General features: G+C 70.1%; 20 protein-coding genes. 8 read left to right on the top strand and 12 right to left on the bottom strand.

The features are described from left to right. Nucleotides 1–24: 24 nt before the first annotated feature. Nucleotides 25–645 (bottom strand): aa3-type cytochrome oxidase subunit III, encoded by a 621-nt coding sequence (ctaE, locus tag AC3AGO_RS24900; protein WP_487822459.1) that lies wholly within the window; start codon nt 643–645, stop codon nt 25–27. A gap of 163 nt (nt 646–808) precedes the next feature. On the opposite strand from ctaE, the gene AC3AGO_RS24895 reads away from it, so the two are divergent. Beyond that, complete coding sequence (locus AC3AGO_RS24895; RefSeq protein WP_487822458.1) at nt 809–1,228, top strand: hypothetical protein; 420 nt, start codon at nt 809–811, stop codon at nt 1,226–1,228. 19 nt (nt 1,229–1,247) lie between these two features. On the opposite strand, the gene AC3AGO_RS24890 is transcribed toward AC3AGO_RS24895, so the two are convergent. From AC3AGO_RS24890 to ctaC, 4 genes are all read right to left on the bottom strand, one after another. Continuing rightward, nucleotides 1,248–2,567, bottom strand: coding sequence for a L,D-transpeptidase (locus AC3AGO_RS24890; RefSeq protein WP_487822457.1), 1,320 nt, complete (start codon nt 2,565–2,567; stop codon nt 1,248–1,250). A 105-nt stretch (nt 2,568–2,672) separates the two neighbouring features. Further along, nucleotides 2,673–3,071, bottom strand: coding sequence for a cytochrome c oxidase subunit 4 (locus tag AC3AGO_RS24885; RefSeq protein ID WP_487822456.1), 399 nt, complete (start codon nt 3,069–3,071; stop codon nt 2,673–2,675). Next, nucleotides 3,068–4,798 carry an aa3-type cytochrome oxidase subunit I gene (gene ctaD / locus AC3AGO_RS24880; protein ID WP_487822455.1) on the bottom strand — a complete coding sequence of 577 codons (1,731 nt, stop codon included), beginning with the start codon at nt 4,796–4,798 and terminating at the stop codon, nt 3,068–3,070. The genes AC3AGO_RS24885 and ctaD overlap by 4 nt, the downstream gene beginning before the upstream one ends. Next, the gene (ctaC, locus tag AC3AGO_RS24875) at nt 4,795–5,757 is read right to left on the bottom strand and encodes an aa3-type cytochrome oxidase subunit II (RefSeq protein ID WP_487822454.1); all 963 of its coding nucleotides are present in this window, start codon (nt 5,755–5,757) and stop codon (nt 4,795–4,797) included. Before ctaC ends, ctaD begins: the two co-directional genes overlap by 4 nt. A gap of 375 nt (nt 5,758–6,132) precedes the next feature. Between ctaC and AC3AGO_RS24870 the strand changes: the two genes are divergently transcribed. Continuing rightward, entirely contained in the window at nt 6,133–7,527 is a 1,395-nt protein-coding gene (locus tag AC3AGO_RS24870; protein ID WP_487822453.1) for an aminotransferase class V-fold PLP-dependent enzyme, read from the top strand. A 153-nt stretch (nt 7,528–7,680) separates the two neighbouring features. Here the strand turns inward: AC3AGO_RS24870 and AC3AGO_RS24865 are convergent, their stop codons facing one another. Next, nucleotides 7,681–8,655: a carbohydrate kinase family protein gene (locus AC3AGO_RS24865; protein ID WP_487822452.1), complete on the bottom strand. Its 975-nt coding sequence runs from the start codon at nt 8,653–8,655 to the stop codon at nt 7,681–7,683. A 157-nt stretch (nt 8,656–8,812) separates the two neighbouring features. On the opposite strand from AC3AGO_RS24865, the gene AC3AGO_RS24860 reads away from it, so the two are divergent. Together AC3AGO_RS24860 and AC3AGO_RS24855 are read left to right on the top strand one after the other, a co-directional pair. Continuing rightward, the gene (locus tag AC3AGO_RS24860; RefSeq protein WP_487822451.1) at nt 8,813–9,019 is read left to right on the top strand and encodes a hypothetical protein; all 207 of its coding nucleotides are present in this window, start codon (nt 8,813–8,815) and stop codon (nt 9,017–9,019) included. Between the two features lie 190 nt (nt 9,020–9,209). Beyond that, complete coding sequence (locus AC3AGO_RS24855) at nt 9,210–10,670, top strand: hypothetical protein (protein ID WP_487822450.1); 1,461 nt, start codon at nt 9,210–9,212, stop codon at nt 10,668–10,670. Between the two features lie 82 nt (nt 10,671–10,752). Here the strand turns inward: AC3AGO_RS24855 and AC3AGO_RS24850 are convergent, their stop codons facing one another. Beyond that, nucleotides 10,753–11,106 (bottom strand): HesB/IscA family protein, encoded by a 354-nt coding sequence (locus tag AC3AGO_RS24850; RefSeq protein WP_487822449.1) that lies wholly within the window; start codon nt 11,104–11,106, stop codon nt 10,753–10,755. A gap of 275 nt (nt 11,107–11,381) precedes the next feature. Between AC3AGO_RS24850 and nadA the strand changes: the two genes are divergently transcribed. After that, nucleotides 11,382–12,560, top strand: a complete 1,179-nt coding sequence (gene nadA, locus AC3AGO_RS24845) for a quinolinate synthase NadA (protein WP_487822448.1) — start codon at nt 11,382–11,384, stop codon at nt 12,558–12,560. A gap of 25 nt (nt 12,561–12,585) precedes the next feature. Here nadA and AC3AGO_RS24840 read toward each other — a convergent pair whose 3' ends face one another. The 4 genes from AC3AGO_RS24840 to AC3AGO_RS24825 form a co-directional block, all read right to left on the bottom strand. Continuing rightward, nucleotides 12,586–13,272 (bottom strand): response regulator, encoded by a 687-nt coding sequence (locus AC3AGO_RS24840; RefSeq protein ID WP_487822447.1) that lies wholly within the window; start codon nt 13,270–13,272, stop codon nt 12,586–12,588. Beyond that, the gene (locus AC3AGO_RS24835) at nt 13,269–14,615 is read right to left on the bottom strand and encodes a sensor histidine kinase (protein WP_487822446.1); all 1,347 of its coding nucleotides are present in this window, start codon (nt 14,613–14,615) and stop codon (nt 13,269–13,271) included. The genes AC3AGO_RS24840 and AC3AGO_RS24835 overlap by 4 nt, the downstream gene beginning before the upstream one ends. Nucleotides 14,616–14,705: 90 nt before the next feature. Further along, nucleotides 14,706–14,984 carry a PspA-associated protein PspAA gene (gene pspAA, locus AC3AGO_RS24830; protein ID WP_487822445.1) on the bottom strand — a complete coding sequence of 93 codons (279 nt, stop codon included), beginning with the start codon at nt 14,982–14,984 and terminating at the stop codon, nt 14,706–14,708. Between the two features lie 73 nt (nt 14,985–15,057). Beyond that, nucleotides 15,058–15,861: a PspA/IM30 family protein gene (locus tag AC3AGO_RS24825; protein ID WP_487822444.1), complete on the bottom strand. Its 804-nt coding sequence runs from the start codon at nt 15,859–15,861 to the stop codon at nt 15,058–15,060. 191 nt (nt 15,862–16,052) lie between these two features. Here AC3AGO_RS24825 and AC3AGO_RS24820 point away from each other — a divergent pair, with 191 nt between their 5' ends. From AC3AGO_RS24820 to AC3AGO_RS24810, 3 genes are read left to right on the top strand one after another with little or no spacing between them, the layout of a single operon-like run. Further along, nucleotides 16,053–16,649 (top strand): DUF3043 domain-containing protein, encoded by a 597-nt coding sequence (locus AC3AGO_RS24820; protein WP_487822443.1) that lies wholly within the window; start codon nt 16,053–16,055, stop codon nt 16,647–16,649. Then, complete coding sequence (locus AC3AGO_RS24815; protein WP_487824799.1) at nt 16,646–17,350, top strand: methyltransferase domain-containing protein; 705 nt, start codon at nt 16,646–16,648, stop codon at nt 17,348–17,350. The genes AC3AGO_RS24820 and AC3AGO_RS24815 overlap by 4 nt, the downstream gene beginning before the upstream one ends. 47 nt (nt 17,351–17,397) lie before the next feature. Then, entirely contained in the window at nt 17,398–18,534 is a 1,137-nt protein-coding gene (locus AC3AGO_RS24810) for a S1C family serine protease (protein WP_487822442.1), read from the top strand. Between the two features lie 37 nt (nt 18,535–18,571). Here AC3AGO_RS24810 and AC3AGO_RS24805 read toward each other — a convergent pair whose 3' ends face one another. After that, nucleotides 18,572–19,285, bottom strand: a complete 714-nt coding sequence (locus tag AC3AGO_RS24805) for a FadR/GntR family transcriptional regulator (RefSeq protein WP_487822441.1) — start codon at nt 19,283–19,285, stop codon at nt 18,572–18,574. Nucleotides 19,286–19,453 lie beyond the last annotated feature (168 nt).

Below are 19,453 nucleotides of genomic sequence, written 5' to 3'. Positions count from 1 at the left end.
TGCGGGCCTGCCGTCGCCCGTGAGCTACTTGATCAGGTAGATCGTGGCGAAGAGGCCGATCCAGACGACATCGACGAAGTGCCAGTAATAGGACACGACGATGGCTGCAGTGGCCTGCTGGTGAGTGAACCTCTTGGCCGCGTAGGTCCTGCCCAGTACGAGCAGGAACGCGATCAGGCCGCCTGTCACGTGGAGCCCGTGGAAACCGGTGGTCAGGTAGAACACCGACCCGTACGGATTCGAGGACAGCGTGAGGCCGTCCTTCAGGACCAGTTCCGTGTACTCGAAGACCTGACCGCCGATAAAGACGGCACCCATGACGAAGGTGAGCGCGAACCAGGCCCGGAGCTTCTTCACGTCCCCGCGCTCGGCGGCGAACACGCCGAGCTGGCAGGTGAGTGAGGAGAGCACCAGGATCGTGGTGTTCGTCGCCGAGAACGGAAGATTCAGCGCATCGGCGTGTTCCTTCCAGTAGTCGGCTCCCGTCACCGATCGCAGGGTGAAGTACATCGCGAAGAGGGCCGCGAAGAACATCAGCTCGGAACTCAGCCAGATGATGGTTCCGACGCTGGTGAGGTTCGGTCGATTGACCGACGGGTGCGCGTGCCCGGTTTCTACTGCTGTTGCTGTCGCCACGACCGACATTATGTCGGTCGCTTATCCCGGCCTCACTTCGGGGGGTCCCGTTCGGTGTGTTGGCCCCCGCTGTCCAGCTCAAACGGGTCATCCTCAGGGCGTACGAACCGGTGTTGACGGACCGTCGGAAGGAGTAGCATCCACTTCCCGACCCCGATGACGCGGAGGAACGATGCAGCCGACCGCCACGGTGCTGGTCTACAGCGACAACGCCGACACCCGCGAGCAGGTCCGGCTCGCAGGAGGCACCTCCCTGGCGCGAAGCGCTCCGGGCGCGGACCCGGTCCCTCTCACGTATCTCGAATGCGCCACTCTCCCCGCGGTGCTGAGCGCCCTGGAGGAGTACGAGGTCGATGTCTGCGTCCTGGACGGCGAGTCGGCGCCCGCGGGCGGTATGGGGGTGTGCCGGCAGATCAAGGACGAGATCTTCCAGTGCCCGCCCGTGCTGCTGCTCATCGGCCGCCCGCAGGACGCCTGGCTGGCCACCTGGAGCCGGGCGGAAGCGACGGTGTCGCACCCGGTCGACCCGGTGGCCCTCGCCGACGGGCTGGCCGGGCTCCTGCGGGAGCGCCGGCCGGCCGCACCGGCCTGAGGTGTCTCTCACACCCGTCTCACACCTGCGGCCGCAGCCTCGCCTGTGCGGCCTCCTGTTCGGCCTTTCCTGACGGGCTCTTCGCTGCCTCGCCCGTTCCGGAGCCGGAGTCCGTGGGGCTGTTCTGCGCTCCGCCGTGCAGGGCGCTGCCGGCCTGCCACTCCTTCCAGCCCATGTTCCAGTCGCCGAAGCCGTTGCCGAAGGCGGGCATCCGCTCGCCTCCGGTGTTGACGTGGGTGACCAGGTCCCCGGGGCGTACGGCGCCGAAGAACGACTGCGCGTTGCCGGTGCTCATGCCGGTGCAGCCGTGGCTCACGTTCGCCGAGCCCTGTGAGCCCACCGACCACGGCGCGGCGTGCACGTATTCGCCGCTCCATGTCAGTCGCGTGGCCCAGCGGACCGGCAGGTCGTAACCCTCCGAACTGTTCTCCGAGATGCCGACCGTCTCGCCGCGCATCCGCACGAACGACTCCTGGCCGAGGATCACCTTGGTGCCGGTACGGGTGCTGAACCCGGCCTTTCCCGTCGTGATCGGCACGGAGTTGACGGTGCGTCCGTTCCGCTTGAGCGTCAGGACGTGCGATCCGCCGTCCGCGACGGCTTCGACGCGATCGCCCGTGCGGAGCTTCAGCGGCTTGCTGGGCCCCGCGTACAGACCGTCGCGGACCTTCATGCCCGCGAGCTTCGAGCTGACCCGCACAGAGGCGTGTGCGGGCCAGTAGCCCTTCGGCCGGTAGTGCAGCTCCTTGCTGTCCACCCAGTGCCAGGAGCCCTGGACCTTGGGGTCGGACGTCACCCGCAGGCCGCGCTCCACCAGCCTGCGCTGTGCCGGGTCCCGCACCTTGTGGCTGAGCTCGGCCGTGACGGGCTGCCCGACGCCGTAAGTGCCGCTGTCCGGACCGAAGGTGACCGACAGCTTCTTGTCGTCGTCGGGCTTGGTACGGAAGTTGAGGGTGCGCCGGCCCGGTTCGCCGTCCTCGTTCTCCGTGCTGACCCGCGCGGTGTATCCGACGCCCGCGGCGAGCGGCCCCGTGGAGCGCCAGCGGCGGCCGTCCGCCGACATCTCGCCGTCGAGGTAGCGGCCCGCCGCGTCCACGGCGGTCACGTCCGTGAGCTTCTCCTGCTCGCCCTTCGCGGTGACTTGGAGGGGCTTGGCCGGATCCACCGCCTTCGCGTCGGAGTCCGCGCTGACGGCGACGGCGTCGCTCGCGTCGTACGGCGCGGCGGCCAGCGGATCGGAGCTCTCGCCACCGCACGCGGTGAGACCGGTCAGGGGAGCCAGCACCAGGGCGCCGCTCACCGCGAGGCGGCGGCGCGATCTGTTCGACCAGTGGTTCATGCTGCCCAAAATATGAAGGGCCGTCAGTTCCGGCCCGCCGGGCGCATGCAAACGGGTCGGCCCCCGGACGAATCCGGGGGCCGACCCGTGAGCGGAAGAACAGTCCTACTGGGTCCGGTTCTCACCGTGGTAGTACTCGAAAACCCAGCCGAACAGGCCGATGAGCAGCAGCGGCGCCGAGACGTAGACCAGCCACCAGCCGACGGCCACGCCCAGGAAGGCGAACGCGCCGCCCAGGCCCAGCGACAGCGGCTGCCAGCTGTACGGGCTGAAGAAGCCCAGTTCGCCGGCGTCGTCCGCGACGTCCGCTTCCTTGTTGTCCATCGCGCCGGCGTCCACGCGGCGTGCGGTGAACGCCAGGTAGTAGCCGATCATGATGGACAGTCCGAAGGCGAGGAACAGCCCGGTGGTGCCGACCGGTTCCTTCGACCAGACGCCATAGACGATCGCCATGGCGAGCAGGAAGACGGCCAGCCAGAGGAACATCTTGCCCTGGATCTTCACTTTCCGGCCTCCTTGCTGCCGGCCAGCGCCTTGTCACCCGAGCCGTCGTGGTCGAGCTGGTCGAGCGCGGCGATCTCCGGGTGGTGCAGGTCGAAGGCCGGGGATTCGGAGCGGATCCGCGGCAGGGTGAGGAAGTTGTGCCGCGGCGGCGGGCAGGAGGTCGCCCACTCCAGCGAACGGCCGTAGCCCCAGGGGTCGTCGACCTCGACCTTCTTGCCGTGCTTGGCGGTCTTCCAGACGTTGTAGAGGAACGGCAGGATCGACAGGCCGAGCAGGAACGAGCTGATCGTCGAGATCGTGTTCAGCGCGGTGAAGCCGTCGGCCGCCAGGTAGTCGGCGTACCGGCGGGGCATGCCCTCGGCGCCCAGCCAGTGCTGCACCAGGAACGTGCCGTGGAAGCCGACGAACAGCGTCCAGAAGCAGATCTTGCCGAGCCGCTCGTCGAGCATCTTGCCGGTGAACTTCGGCCACCAGAAGTGGAATCCGGCGAACATCGCGAAGACGACGGTGCCGAACACCACGTAGTGGAAGTGCGCCACGACGAAGTACGAGTCGGAGACGTGGAAGTCCATCGGCGGCGAGGCCAGGATGACGCCGGTCAGACCACCGAAGGTGAAGGTGATCAGGAAGCCGATCGTCCACAGCATCGGTGTCTCGAAGGACAGTGAGCCCTTCCACATCGTGCCGATCCAGTTGAAGAACTTCACACCTGTCGGCACGGCGATCAGGAACGTCATGAACGAGAAGAACGGGAGGAGCACGCCGCCCGTCACGTACATGTGGTGCGCCCAGACCGTCACCGAAAGGCCGGCGATGGAGATCGTCGCGGCGATCAGACCGATGTAGCCGAACATCGGCTTACGGCTGAAGACCGGAATGACCTCGGAAATGATGCCGAAGAACGGCAGCGCGATGATGTAGACCTCGGGGTGCCCGAAGAACCAGAAGAGGTGCTGCCAGAGCAACGCCCCTCCGTTCGCGGCGTCGAAGACATGCGCCCCGAATTTCCGGTCCGCCTCCAGCGCGAACAGCGCGGCGGCCAGCACCGGGAAGGCCAGCAGCACCAGCACACCGGTGAGCAGCACGTTCCACGTGAAGATCGGCATGCGGAACATCGTCATGCCGGGTGCGCGCATGCAGATGATCGTGGTGATGAAGTTGACCGAGCCGAGGATCGTGCCGAAGCCGGACAGCGCCAGACCCATGACCCACATGTCGCCGCCGACGCCGGGCGAGTGCACCGCGTCGGAGAGCGGGGAGTAGGCGAACCAGCCGAAGTCCGCGGCACCGTTCGGGGTGAGGAAACCGCCCACCGCGATGACCGAGCCGAAGAGGTACAGCCAGTACGCGAACATGTTCAGCCGCGGGAACGCCACATCGGGCGAGCCGATCTGCAGCGGCATGATCCAGTTGGCGAAGCCGGAGAACAGCGGAGTGGCGAACATCAGCAGCATGATCGTGCCATGCATGGTGAACGCCTGGTTGAACTGCTCGTTCGACATCACCTGGGTGCCGGGGCGGGCGAGTTCGGCACGCATGAACAGCGCCATGACGCCGCCGATGCAGAAGAACACGAACGAGGTGACGAAGTAGAGCGTCCCGATCTTCTTGTGGTCGGTGGTCGTCAACCAGTCGACCACAGCCGCGCCGGGGCTCTTTCGAGGATATTGAGGTGCTGCCTCGGCTGTCGCTGCGGCGGCACCCTGGGTTTCTTCTTGGATGCTCACGGGTTATTCGTCTCCGCATTCTTGGCGCCGCCCGTGGTGGCGGTACCCGACGGGATGTAGCCGGTCTGGCCCTTCTTCGCCAGGTCCTCCAGGTGCTTCTGGTAGCGCTCCGGGGAGACGATCTTCACGTTGAAGAGCATCCGGGAGTGGTCGGCGCCGCAGAGTTCGGCGCACTTGCCCCGGTAGGTGCCCTCCTTGTTGGGAGTCACCTCGAAGCGGTTGACGTGGCCGGGGATGACGTCCTGCTTCATCAGGAACGGCACCACCCAGAAGGAGTGGATGACGTCGCGGGAGGTCAGGATGAACGAGACCTTCTCGCCCTTCGGCAGCCACAGCGTCGGACCCGGGTTGTTGTTCTGCGGGTTCCGCTCGCCCGGCGTACCGACGTCGTGGACGCCTTCCGCGCCCTGCGGGAACGTCTTCGTCATCCTGTCCGGGATGGCGTCGAGTTCCTTGTTGTTCGTGTTCGAGGTCGAGGTCTTCCCGTCCACGTTCTCCACGTAGTTGAAGCCCCAGCTCCACTGGTAGCCGACCACGTTGACCACGTGGTCCGGCTTCTTGGAGGTCTCCAGGAGCTTCGTCTCATCGCGGGCCGTGAAGTAGAAGAGCACCGCCACGATGATGATGGGGACCACGGTGTACAGCGCCTCGATGGGCATGTTGTACCGGGTCTGCGGAGGAACCTCTACCTTGGTCCTGGAACGCCGGTGGAAGAAAACGCTCCACAGGATCAGACCCCAGACCAGCACGCCCACTGCGAGCGCTGCCGCCCAGGAGCCCTGCCAGAGAGAGAGGATCCGCGGAGCCTCGTCGGTGACCGGGGTGGGCATACCAAGGCGGGGGAAGTCCTTATATGTGCAACCGGTCGCGGTCGCCAGGACCAGGCCCGCGGCAAACGCCTGGTGCAGCTTCCGCCGCATCGGGCGCCGCGACGAGCGGTCGGGGCCGTTGGGACTCACGTAGCGCCTTCCCGAGAGTCTCGCCCGCCCATCCGGGCTCGGCCGTATGGTCGGGCGCGGGCCCTGGCGCGGGCAGGGGTTTGGATGTTTATGCGGACCAAACCCTACTGGACTCGATTTTGGGTCGCGCGAGGAGGGTGCCTAACGCGCCGACCACCACCCCGATGGGGTGGAACGCCCCACTCCACCAAGCCGTCTGACGGTGCGAAGAGAAGAGATGTGCCCCCATGAGGGGCGCGGGGAACTGCGCGAACCCGGCCACGGCGTGACCCGCACCCGCCCGGCACTTCCCCGAGGCATACGTTGACGCACGCGGCATCCGCGCCCCGAACACACGTCCCCCCCTCGCGCAGGCCCACGCGCTAGCGTGACCCCGTGCCGAACTTCGACGCCGCCTCCTCTCTTCCCCTGCACCCCGTCGCCCGCCAGGCCCTGCTCGCCGCACTCGACGAGGGCTGGGCGGACCCGTCCCGGCTGCACCGCGAGGGCCGCCGCGCCCGGCTGCTGCTGGACGCAGCGCGGGAGAGCGCGGCCGAAGCGGCCGGCTGCCGCCCCGACGAGCTGTCCTTCACACCGTCAGGAACCCACGCACTGCACACCGGTGTGGCCGGCGCCCTCGCCGGGCGGCGCCGCGCGGGCGACCGTCTGGTGCACTCGGCCGTGGAGCACTCCGCCGTGCTGCACGCGGCCGCCGCCCACGAACAGCGCGGCGGTTCCGTAGCCGAGGTGCCGGTGGACCGTACGGGCCGGGTGACTCCGGAGGCGTACGCGGAGACGCTCGGCGACCGCACCGCGCTCGCGTGTCTCCAGTCCGCGAATCACGAAGTGGGCACCGTGCAGCCGGTCGCCGGCGTCGCGGAGCTGTGCGCCGAGGCGGGTGTTCCTCTTCTGGTCGACGCGGCCCAGTCGTTGGGCTGGTACGCGCCGGAGCCCGGCTGGTCCGTGCTCACCGGCAGCGCCCACAAGTGGGGCGGCCCGCCGGGAGTCGGACTTCTCGCCGTACGCAAGGGCACCCGGTTCGCTCCCCCGTCACCCGCCGACGAACGGGAGTCGGGCCGCGCCCCCGGCTTCGAGAACATCCCGGCGGTGGTGGCCGCTGCCGCCTCGCTCCGCGCGGTACGGGCCGAGGCCGACGCCGAAGCGGCCCGGCTGCGCGCCCTGGTGGACCGGATCCGCGCCCGCGTGCCGGAACTCGTCCCGGACACCGAGGTCGTGGGCGATCCGGTGCACCGGCTGCCGCACGTGGTGACCTTCTCCTGTCTGTACGTGGACGGCGAGGCGCTGCTGCACGCGCTGGACCGCGCGGGGTACTCCGTCTCGTCCGGTTCGTCGTGCACATCAAGCACGCTGACGCCCAGTCACGTACTGCGGGCGATGGGCGTGCTCTCGGAGGGGAATGTCCGGGTTTCGCTTCCGCCGGGCACGACGGAGGAGAGCGTGGAGGGATTCCTCACCGCGCTGCCGGACGCGGTGGCGGGCGTACGGGAACAGCTGTACGCACCGGGGGAATCACCCGCACGAAGGACCCCGGAGTCCGCCTCCAGGGACGTACCGGAGTCCGCGGACCGCACCGTCGACGCGCTGGGCAAGCTCTGCCCGCTGCCGGTGATCGAGCTGGCGAAGGTCATCGACGAGGTTCCGCGCGGCGGGATCGTCACGGTGCTGGCCGACGACGAGGCGGCGCGGCTGGACATCCCCGCCTGGTGCCAGATGCGCGGCCACGAGTATCTCGGCGCGGACGGTACTGCGTACCGGGTCCGCCGTCACTGAGCGCTCCGCCTCGTGTGCCCCCGGAGATTCCGGGACGGCTGCGGTTCGCGACGTGTCCGGGTTCGCGCAGTTCCAGGCGCCCCTTCCGGGGCGGACAAACGTGAAGGGGGGCACCCCCAGCCCGGGTGCCCCCTTCACAGACGTGCTGCCGGGTCAGGCCAGGTGGGCCTGGACCTCGCTCGCCGCGTCATGGCCGTAGGCCTTGGTGAAGCGCTCCAGGAAGTGGCTGCGCTGCAGCTCGTACTCCTGGGTGCCGACGGTCTCGATCACGAGGGTGGCCAGCATGCAGCCGACCTGCGCGGCCCGCTCCAGGCTGACGCCCCAGGCGAGGCCGGAGAGGAAGCCGGCGCGGAACGCGTCGCCGACGCCGGTCGGTTCGACCCGCGCTTCTTCCTGCGGGACGCCCACGATGATGGGCTCCTCGCCCTTGCGCTCGATCCGCACGCCGTTCTTGCCCAGCGTGGTGACGCGCATCTCGACCTGCTCGAGGAGCTCCTCCTCGGTCCAGCCGGTCTTGCTGAGGATGAGCTCGCGCTCGTACTCGTTGGAGAAGAGGAACTTGGCACCCGTGGTCAGGGTGCGGATGTCCTCGCCCTCCATCCGGGCGATCTGCTGCGAGTAGTCGGCGGCGAAGGGGATGCCGAGGCTCCGGCACTCCTCGGTGTGCCGGAGCATGGCCTCCGGGTCGTCCGCGCCGATGCAGACCAGGTCGAGCTTCCCGACCCGCTCCGCGACCGTGCGCAGCTCGATCAGCCGCGCCTCGGCCATGGCTCCCACGTAGAAGGACCCGATCTGGTTGTGCTCGGAGTCCGTGGTGCACGTGAACCGGGCGGTGTGGGCGGTCTCCGAGATGTGGACGGAGCCGGTGTCGACACCGTGCCGGTCCAGCCAGGCACGGTAATCGTCGAAGTCCTCGCCTGCCGCGCCGACCAGGATCGGGGTGGCCCCGAGCTGGCCCATGCCGAAGGCGATGTTGGCTCCGACACCTCCCCGACGGATGTCGAGTTCGTCTACGAGGAACGACAGCGAGACCGTGTGGAGTTGGTCCGCGACCAGCTGGTCCGTGAACCGACCCGGGAAGGTCATCAGGTGATCGTTCGCGATGGAGCCTGCAACTGCGATACGCACGACTAAATCTGCTCCTGAGAGGAGACGGTTAGTGGTCTCCCTCCGTTTCCGGAGGGCACGAGGCACGCTACCCGCTCAACGCCCAGATACGAACAGGGCACAATTACCCGATAGTAGGGCCTTCCCGGCAGGTCACCGGCTGCGTAGCGTCAAATCCATGGAGAACACCGCGCGCCCCGCCGCCGATCACGATTCCCTGGAGCAACTTCTCGGTGACTGTGCGCTGATGGCACCGCACTGGCGGGTGACCGACTCCTCCGTGGCCCCGCAGCCCCCCGCCGTGCGCCCCGATGCCCTGCACGGAGTCCGTGTTCCGGCCCGCTCCGCGCGTCTGCTCGACGGAATGTCCGAATACGGCAACTGAGCCTCCGCGCCCGGCACCCACCCCGTCGGCACACCCACGTACACAACTGCGTATACGCGTACGGCGCCCCGCTCGCCACCAGCGGGGAACCGTTCGCTCCGGCGCTCCGTCACATCCGCGTCAGCACATGAGAGGTCCGGACCCCGGTCCACACCTCCCGTGGTGAGCGGACTGAAGAAGGAGCGATGAGGTGAGCACCGAACCGTCCCCTGCTGTTGGCGGGGATGCAGAAGCCACTGAGCAGCACGGACAGCGGCGCCGTCAGCGGCGCACCGTGTTCGCCGTGGCGATGGCCGTGCTGCTGGCCGGCGGCGGAGGCGCGTACTGGGCCTCGACCGCGGGCGACAGCGGGGGCGCACCCGCCTCCGGCGGCAAGCCGCCGCAGCTCGCACTCGACGGCCTCGGCACCGCGCAGGGTGCCGGCGCCGACGGGAAGTCCCCCGACGGGAAGAGCGGGCCCGGCATCCTGCCGGGCGAGCCGACGAACGCACAGCCGTACCGCGCCGAGCCCGGCGCGCTCCCCGACGGCCCGGACTCCGCGGCCGTGCACCGCCCGGCGGGCCCGGACCGCGCCGGCGTCGCCGCGCTGGCGAAGGCGCTGCACGTGCCGGGCAGCCCGGAGAAGGAGCGGGACCGCTGGACGGTCGGCACTCCGGGGAAGGGCTCGGAGCCCTCGCTGACCGTGGACACGGGGGCGAATGCCGGCAACTGGACGTACACCCGCGACAGTTCGGCCACGCCGCCCGTCAAGGGCGAGCCGGTGTCCGAGGCGAAGGCGAAGGACGCGGCGGACCCGGCGCTCGACGCGCTCAAGCTGTCCGGCGCGAAGGTGACGGCGGACGCGACGGGCGGCGGTACGCGCATCGTCGAGGCCGCCCCGCGCATCGCGGACCTGCCCGTACAGGGCTGGGACAGCAGCTTCATCGTGGGCCCGGACGGCAAGCTGCTGCGCGGGCACGGCAAGCTGACGGAGACGAAGGAGGGTGCGAGCTATCCGCTGAACTCCGCGAAGGAGACGCTGCGGCAGCTCAACTCCCAGCGTCCCGCGCTCCCCAAGGGCGCGAAGCCGGAGCCGGTGAAGGTGAGCGGCGCGGAACTGGGCCTGGCGGCACACCAGTCGCACGGCAAGCCGGTGCTGGTGCCGTCGTGGCTGTACGACGTGAAGCTCCCCGGCGGCAGCAGCCCCGAGCCGGTGGCCCACCCGGCGGTGAGCGCGAAGTATCTGAAGCCGGGCGGGGGTCAGGGCGGCCCGATGCCACTGCCGGAGCCGGTGGAGCCCGGCGGCAAGGACCCGTCGGCCCAGCCGGACGAGCCGGGCGGCAAGGAGAAGCCCGGCAAGGACGAGGGGCACGAGATCGGCGCGGGCGGCGGCTCCTCCGACAAGGCCGTGCGGCAGGCGGTCAGTTCGTACAAGGCGGACGGCCGCACTCTGAAGCTGACCTTTTGGGGCGGCGTCTGCGACACCTACAAGGCCACGGCGGAGGAGAGCGCGAAGTCCGTCCGTGTCACGGTCGCGCCGAAGCACCCGGACGAGAAGAAGGTCTGCGTGAAGATGGCGAAGCGGCAGAGCGTCGAGGTGCAGCTCGACAAGCCGCTGGACGGCCGCAAGGTCGTCGACACCCGCTCCGGGAAGTCCCTCCCGGCCGGCTGATCCCCACCTGACAACGACGACGGCGGCGGACCCTCGAAGGGGTCCGCCGCCGTCGTGCTGTTCGCGGGGTGTGCCGCGCGGCTCAGTTGAAGGAGTCGCCGCAGGCGCAGGAACCGGACGCGTTGGGGTTGTCGATCGTGAAGCCCTGCTTCTCGATGGTGTCGACGAAGTCGATGGAGGCGCCGCCCAGGTACGGGGCGCTCATCCGGTCGGTGACGACCTTGACGCCGTCGAAGTCCTTGACGACATCGCCGTCAAGCGATCGCTCGTCGAAGAAGAGCTGGTAGCGCAGGCCGGAGCAACCACCCGGCTGGACGGCCACACGCAGGGCGAGGTCGTCACGGCCCTCCTGCTCGAGCAGGCTCTTGACCTTCGCTGCGGCGGTGTCGGACAGGATGATGCCCTCGCTCACAGCGGTCTCGTCCGAAACGGACATCTGCTTCTCTCCCGGGTTGTACGGACTGCTCTGCCGTCGGGGACAACCGGCGGCATCCCGGATTCATTCCAGGGCCGGCACGTTTTTTACGGCTTGCTGTCCCTCATGCTCGCACACCGGCTCGGCGTGCGGGGAGTGCGTCGATCCCGGTGAACGGGGAGTGCGTCACAGTGACGCGATCGGCATCGTCATTCTGACGTGAAGCGGCTATGATAGATAGCGTCAGTTAGACGAAAAGCCTTGGACGGCACAAACACGAAAGGGTGGGGTGCCGCGTGGACACCGCCCAGCCCCTCGACGTACAGCCGACACCTCTCGCGCTGCTGCTGCTCGGCAGGGATTCCGACCCGAAGAGCGAGCGCGGGGTGGACTGCCCCGGTGATCTGCCCGCCGCCTCCGACCCGGACCTGGTGGAGCGCGCCCGTGCGGCGAAGGAGCAGCTCGGAGACCGGGTCTTTGTGCTCGGCCACCACTACCAGCGGGACGAGGTCATCGAGTTCGCCGATGTGACGGGCGACTCCTTCAAGCTCGCCAGGGAGGCGGCGGCCCGGCCCGACGCCGAGTACATCGTGTTCTGCGGTGTGCACTTCATGGCCGAGTCGGCGGACATCCTCACCAGCGACGCCCAGCAGGTGGTGCTCCCCGACCTGGCGGCCGGCTGCTCCATGGCGGACATGGCGAACGCCGAACAGGTCGCCGAGTGCTGGGACGTGCTCACCGAGGCGGGCGTGGCCGACGCCACGGTGCCCGTCTCGTACATGAACTCCTCCGCCGACATCAAGGCGTTCACCGGGAAACACGGCGGCACGATCTGCACCTCCTCCAATGCGAAACGCGCCCTGGACTGGGCGTTCGAGCAGGGTGAGAAGGTGCTGTTCCTGCCCGACCAGCACCTCGGCCGGAACACCGCCGTACGCGATCTGGGGATGTCCCTGGAGGACTGCGTCGTCTACAACCCGCACAAGCCGAACGGCGGGCTGACGGCGCGGCAGCTGCGGGACGCGAAGATGATCCTGTGGCGCGGCCACTGCTCCGTGCACGGCCGCTTCTCGCTGGACTCGGTGAACGAGGTCCGCGAGCGGATACCGGGCGTCAATGTGCTGGTCCACCCCGAGTGCAAGAACGAGGTGGTCGAGGCCGCCGACCAGGTCGGGTCGACGGAGTACATCATCCAGGCGCTGGAAGCGGCGCCGGCCGGCTCGAAGTGGGCCATCGGTACGGAGCTGAACCTGGTCCGGCGGCTGGCGAACCGTTACGCCGCGCAGGACAAGGAGATCGTCTTCCTGGACCGTACGGTCTGCTTCTGCTCGACCATGAACAGGATCGACCTCCCGCACCTGGTCTGGGCGCTGGAGTCGCTGGTGGAGGGCACCGTCGTGAACCGCATCGAAGTCGACGCGGAGACCGAGAAGTTCGCCAAGCAGGCCCTGGAGCGGATGCTCGCCCTGCCGTAGCCGGAGCGGCCGTCCCGTCCGGCCGTCAGCTTCCCGGCCGGACGAGACCGCTCTCGTACGCCATGACCACCAGCTGCGCCCGGTCCCGGGCGCCGAGCTTGGACATCGTGCGGTTCACATGCGTCTTGACGGTGAGGGGGCTGACGGCCAGCCGGGCGCCGATCTCGTCGTTCGACAGGCCCGCGGCGACCTGCGCGAGCACCTCGCGCTCCCGCCCGGTCAGCGCGGCCAGCGTGTCCGCTTCCGTACCTTCCGTGTCCTCCCGGGCGGGGGAACTGCCGCTGCCCGAGAGGAACTTCGCGATCAGCCCGCGGGTCGCCACCGGCGACAGCAGGGCCTCGCCCTTGGCCGCGATCCGGATGGCGTTCAGCAGTTCGTCCGGCTCGGCGCCCTTGCCGAGGAACCCGGCAGCGCCCGCGCGCAGCGCCTGCACCACGTAGTCGTCGACCTCGAAAGTGGTCAGGATCACCACCTTGACGTCGGCGAGGTCCGGGTCGGCGCTGATGGCGCGGGTCGCGGCGAGCCCGTCGGAGCCGGGCATCCGGATGTCCATCAGCACCACGTCGGCGGACTGCTCACGGGCGACCGCCACCGCCTCGTCGCCGTCGGCGGCCTCCCCGACGACCTCCATCCCGGTCTCGGAGTCGACCAGCACCCGGAAGGCGCTGCGCAACAGCGCCTGGTCGTCGGCGAGTACGACACGGATCGTCATACGGGGGTCTCCTTCGTCCTGGGCTGCAGCGGAAGCCGTACGAGGACCCGGAAGCCGCCGCCCGCGACCGGTCCCGTCTCGCACACGCCGCCGAGCGCCACGGCGCGTTCCCGCATGCCCAGCAGCCCGTGGCCGCCGTGCCCCTCCTCGGCCCCGCCCTCCCGGGCATCTCCCTGCGTTCCGTCCCCGGCCCTGCCGTCGGCCGGCTCGTCCACGGGACCGGTCACGGCCACTCCGGCGCCGTCGTCGGTGACGCTCACCTCCAGCGCCTCGCCGTCCTCCGTGGCACGGCGGGCGATCCGCACCTCGGCCTGCGCCCCGGTGCCGACGTGTTTCTGCACGTTCGTCAGCGCCTCCTGCACCACGCGGTACGCGGTGAGGTCGACGGCCGAGGGCAGCGCCCCTCCCCCGGAGCCGGGACCGGGCTCCTCCTCGACGCTCACGGTGAGCCCCGCCCGTACGAAGCCGTCCACCAGGTCGTCCAGCACCGCGAGTCCGGGGGCCGGTTCGGTGGGCGCGCTGCTCTCCCCGGACTGGCGCAGCAGCCCGACCGTGGTCTGCAGCTCGTCGAGCGCGTGCCGGCTGGCCTCCCGTACGTGCGCGAGCGCCTGCTTGGCCTGGTCGGGGCGCTGGTCCATGACGTGCGAGGCCACGCCCGCCTGCACGTTGACCAGCGCGATGTGGTGCGCGACGACGTCGTGCAGCTCCCGCGCGATGCGCATCCGCTCCTCGGCGACCCTGCGCCGGGCCTCCTCCTCGCGGGTGCGCTCGGCCCGTTCGGCGCGCTCCCGCATGGCGTCGATGAACGCGCGCCGGCTGCGTACGGCCTCGCCCGCCGCCGCGGCCAGGCCGGTCCAGGCGAAGATGGCGAGGTTCTCCTGGGCGTACCAGGGCCGGGCCCCGAACAGCATTCCGGCGGCGGTCAGCACCGCGACGGCCAGCGGGCCGACCCGCCAACTGGTCAGCCGGTCCGTGCTGTTGGTGACCGTGTAGAGCGCGATGACGGCGGCGGCCACGATGGGTGCGCGCCGGTCGGAGGGCGCGGCGTCGGACGGGTCGAGGACCAGCCCGACGACACAGATCAGCCCGGTGATGCAGAGCACCGGCAGCGGGGCCCTGCGGCGCAGCACCAGCGCTCCGCAGGCGAGCGTGGCGAGCACGACGGTCTGGGCGGTCAGCGCCCGCTCGCCGAACTGCGGCTGCCCTCCGGCGCCGTGCGGCTCGGTGGAGGCGCCGAGCAGGATCGCGCTGAGCGCACCCACCGCGATCAGCGTGTCCACCAGGTACGGGTGCGCGCGCAGCCACTCGCGCGTCGCCGCTGAACTGTTCGTCACATCAGGCACGTTACGGCTCCCCGGGGATCCCCGGGGAGCCGGTCCGCTTTCGTGTCCGCGTACATGCGTGCCGGCGCGCCGCCGGAGGACGGCGCGCGGTCAGCCCGGGATCAGTCCGTCGTCGCTGAGCAGTTCCCGCACCTCTTCGAGGGACGCCTCGTTCGACGGCAGGATCAGCTCGGAAGGCTCCAGCGCGTCGTCGGGCAGCGGAGTGCCCATCGACCGTACGGCGTCGAGCAGCGCGCCCAGCGTGCGACGGAACCCGGTCTCGTCCCCGGTCTCCATCTCGGCGAGCAGCTCGTCGTCCAGCCTGTTCAGCTCGGTGAAGTGGCTGTCGTCCAGCTTCACCTGCCCTTCCCCCATGATCCGTACGATCATGTCGCTCTCCTTCCGGCGGGGAACCGGTCAGCAGGTCACTGTGTGCGGACGCGGGCGGCGCCCCGCGCACGGCTCACTGCTTGTCGAACTTAGGCGCGTCCTGCGCCTGCTGCCCGGCGGACTCGCCCTGCTGGGCCCCGCCGCCCTCGATCGCCTGACGGTCGTCGCCGCTGCCGCCCGCCAGTTCGGCCTTCATGCGCTGCAGCTCCAGCTCCACGTCCGTGCCGCCGGAGAGCCGGTCCAGCTCGGCCGTGATGTCGTCCTTCGCCGTGCCCGACGGGTCCTCCAGGGCGCCGGAGGCGAGCAGCTCGTCGATGGCTCCCGAACGGGCCTGCATCTGCGCCGTCTTGTCCTCGGCACGCTGGATCGCCATGCCGACGTCGCCCATCTCCTCGGAGATGCCGGTGAAGGCCTCGCCGATCTGGGTCTGCGCCTGGGCCGCCGTGTAAGTGGCCTTGATGGTCTCCTTCTTCGTGCGGAAGGCGTCCACCTTGGCCTGCAGGCGCTGCGCCGCGAGGGTCAGCTTCTCCTCTTCGCCCTGCAGCGTCTGGTGCTGCGTCTCCAGGTCGCTGACCTGCTGCTGCAGGGCGGCCCGCCGGGAGAGCGCCTCGCGGGCCAGGTCCTCGCGGCCGAGCGCCAGGGCCTTCTTGCCCTGGTCCTCCAGCTTTCCGGACTGCCCCTGGAGCTGGCTGAGCTGAAGCTCCAGCCGCTTGCGGGAGGTCGCCACGTCGGCGACGCCGCGGCGCACCTTCTGCAGCAGCTCCAGCTGCTTCTGGTACGAGTAGTCCAGCGTCTCGCGCGGATCCTCGGCCCGGTCCAGGGCCTTGTTGGCCTTCGCGCGGAAAATCATTCCCATACGCTTCATGACACCGCTCATGGGCCTCGCGCGCCCCCTTTTCGTCACGGACTGGGCCTTACGCATGTACAGACCCCAGCCTACGGGGCCCGGTTCCATTACCGCACTGTTCGGCACCGGATGCGGTCCTCCTGAAGAACGATCGGGGTCCGCGATTTCTCCCGCGCAGGGAGGAGTGCCGCTCCCGGGGGTGCACACCGTAGTCTGGGGGTGTGTTCCGAAGCCGATCGAAGGACGGGCAGGCCGGCACCTCCACGGTGCGCGACGCCGAGCCCCAGCAGACCCGCGACCCGCAGGCCCCCAAGGGCCGGCCGACGCCGAAGCGGAATGAGGCGCAGACCCAGCGCCGCACCGTGGCCAAGGCACCGGCCAGCCGCAAGGAGGCATCCAAGCGACAGCGCGACGCCCGCCGCGGCGACATGGCGCGCCAGCGCCAGGCACTGGCCGACGGGGACGAGCGCTACCTGCCCGCGCGCGACAAGGGCCCGGTGCGCCGTTTCGCCCGGGACTTCGTCGACTCGCGCTGGTGCGTGGCGGAGTTCTTCCTCCCCATCGCGGTGATCATCCTGGTGCTGAGCATGATGCCCTCGCTCCAGATGAAGAACATCTCGCTGCTGCTGTGGCTCTTCGTCATCGTGCTGATCGTCATCGACTCGGTGCTGACCGGCCGCCGCCTGAAGAAGGCGCTCAACGAGCGCTTCCCGAAGGAGAACAAGCGCGGCGCCGTCGGCTACGCCCTGATGCGCACCCTCCAGCTGCGCCGTATGCGCCTGCCCAAGCCGCAGGTCGCCCGCGGCGAGCGGCCCTGATCCGGCAGGAGCTGGTCACCCGTCAGCTCGACGAACAGCTCGCGGCCCACTCTCCGGTGGGCCGCGAGTTGCGTGTGCTCGACGCCGGCCTGGGACGCGACAACGCGGAGCAGGCGATACGGCTGGCCCGTGCGGGCCACAGGGTGACCGGCCTGGAGGCCGACCCGGATCTGCTGCAGCTGGCGCGTACCGCGCTGGAGGCGGAGCCGGAGAAGATACGCGGGCGTGTCCGGATCGTTCCCGGCGGCAGCCAGGACACCGGCGCGCACTTCCTGCCCGGCACCTTCGACCTGGTGCTCTCGCACGGGGATCTGATGGAGGCCCAGGATCCGGGCAACACCCTCGCGGGGCTCGCGCGGGTGCTGGACGCGGGCGGGCTGCTGTCGCTGCTCGTACGCAACGACGACGCGCTGGCCATGCATCCGGCCAGGGCGGGCGACTGGGACGCGGCGCTGGCCGCCTTCGGCTTTCCCGGCCGCGACTTCCGCCTCGACAGCCTCACCTCGCTGATGGCGGGGCTGGGGGCGCCGCTGCGGCAGTGGTACGGGGTGCAGGTCTTCACGGGCTCCGGCCCCGAGACCGACGGGCCGGAGGAGGAGCCGGACGAGCGGATGCTGGAGGCCGAGCTGCGTGCCGGCCGTACCGATCCGTACCGGGCGGTGGCGCCGATGCTGCATCTGTGCGGAGTACGCGGCGCCTGACGGGCCGAATCCCGGCCGCAAAGCCGGACATCGGTGACACTCCGGGCATGTCGCTATCCCGTTCTCCCTCGTCACCCCTTGCCCGCGTACGGCGCCGCGGACCGCGGAGCACCGTGCTCGCCGCCGTGTGCGCGGCGGCGCTGCTCGCGGCCGGCTGCTCGGGCGGCCAGGACTCCGGCCCCTCCGGCGGGCGCGGCTCCCCCGCCGCGTCCGGCGACCACGGCGGGAAGTCCGCCTCCCCGTCCGCGGCGTCCTCGCCGGCGCCGGTGACCGGCGACGATCTGCAGCGCAGCTACAAGGAAGTGGTGGACCACGTCCTGCCGTCCGTCGTGCAGATCACCACGTCCGACGGGCTGGGCTCCGGCGTCGTTTACGACACGAAGGGGCACATCGTCACCAACGCCCATGTCGTCGGCGGGGCTTCGGACTTCCAGGTGACGCTGGCCACCGGCAAGGGCCCGGTCGGCGCGGAGCTGGTGTCGAGCTACCCGGACCAGGACCTGGCCGTGATCAAGCTGAAGCATCCGCCCGGGGATCTGCACCCGGCGCGGTTCGAGACGGCGAAGAAGGCGGGCGTCGGGGACATCGTGCTGGCGATGGGCAATCCGCTCGGCCTGTCCTCCAGCGTCACGCAGGGCATCGTCTCGGCCGTCGGCCGTACGGTGAACGAGGGCCGCGGCCAGGCCACCCTCGGGAACATGGTGCAGACCTCGGCGGCCGTCAACTCCGGCAACAGCGGCGGCGCCCTGGTCAATCTGTCGGGGCACGTCATCGGCATCCCGACCCTCTCGGCCCGGGACCCGCAGCTGGACAACGGGGCGGCGCCCGGCATCGGCTTCGCCATCCCGTCGACCACCGTCCGCAAGATCGCGGGCCAGATGATCGAGCACGGGAAGGTCACCGACGCCGACAAGGCGACGCTCGGTGTGAAGGTGCGGACGGTCCTGGACGACCGGCTCCGGGCCTCCGGCTGCGCGATCGTCTCGCTGACCCGGCCGAGCGCCGCGGGCGAGGCCGGACTGAAGCCCGGCGACGTCCTGGAGAAGGTGGGCAGCGAGGGCATCACGGACGCCGTGTCCCTCACCGAGGCGCTCACGTCGCACCGGCCCGGCGACAAGGTCGAAGTGATCTACCAGCGGGACGGCCGGACGAAGACGGCGAAGGTCACGCTCGGCCGCTCGTGACTGGACGGGACTCCAGGGTCCGGGGCGGGGTGCGCCGTCAGTGCGTGCCCTGCCCGCTCCGTGCCTGGTCGAGGTCCGCGGCGGACTTGGCGAGCAGCGCGTCCATGGCGGCGGCCGCTCCTTCCGCGTCGCGGTCCCGGATGGCGTCGAGCACCGCGCGGTGACTGGGCACCGGGTCGTCGGCCGACCCGTGCGGCGCGTGCACGATGCTGTCCCGGGCCCGCAGCCCCGGCTCCATCAGCAGGTCGAGCCGGGCCAGCATCTCGTTGCCCGACGCGGCGAGCAGCGCGCGGTGGAACGCCGCGTCCGCTGCGGCAGCCGACGCGGCGTCGTCGCCGGCCTCGCCCATCGCGGCCAGCGCCTCGTCCAGTGCGGCCAGGTCCTCGTCCGTACGGCGCCGCGCGGCGCACCGGACCGCGGCCGGCTCGACGATGGCGCGCATCTCCGCGAGGTCGCGCAGCAGCCCGTCGCCCTTGCCGCCGGCGACTCGCCACCGGATCACGTCGGTGTCCAGGAGGTTCCAGTCGGTGCGCGGCCGTACGAAGGTGCCGCGCTTCTGCCGCGCGCCGACCAGGCCCTTGCCCGCGAGGACCTTCAGGGACTCGCGGATCACGGTCAGGCTGATGTCCAGTTCCTCGGCGAGCGCCCGGAGGTCCAGGGTGTCGCCCTCGCCGATCCCGCCGGAGACGACCCGGGAACCGAGCAGTTCGACCACCTGGCCGTGCACTCCCCGCCCTGCGTACGACGCCATCGTTGACTCCCTCACGGACCTGCGGCCGGCGCGGCCCCGCGGAGCGCGCCCTTAAATACGAATACTGCATTCTCCCTGGGGACGAACCCCGTACCCCCGGCCGGGCGGCAGCCCAGGGGGGTGACCGGCCCGGACGTCTCGTGGCAGACCGGGGTGACGGTCGTACGG

This window comes from Streptomyces sp. BL1 (genome assembly GCF_057628045.1).
Note: the sequence above shows the minus strand (reverse complement) of the source record. Positions and strands in the feature narration are given on the sequence as shown.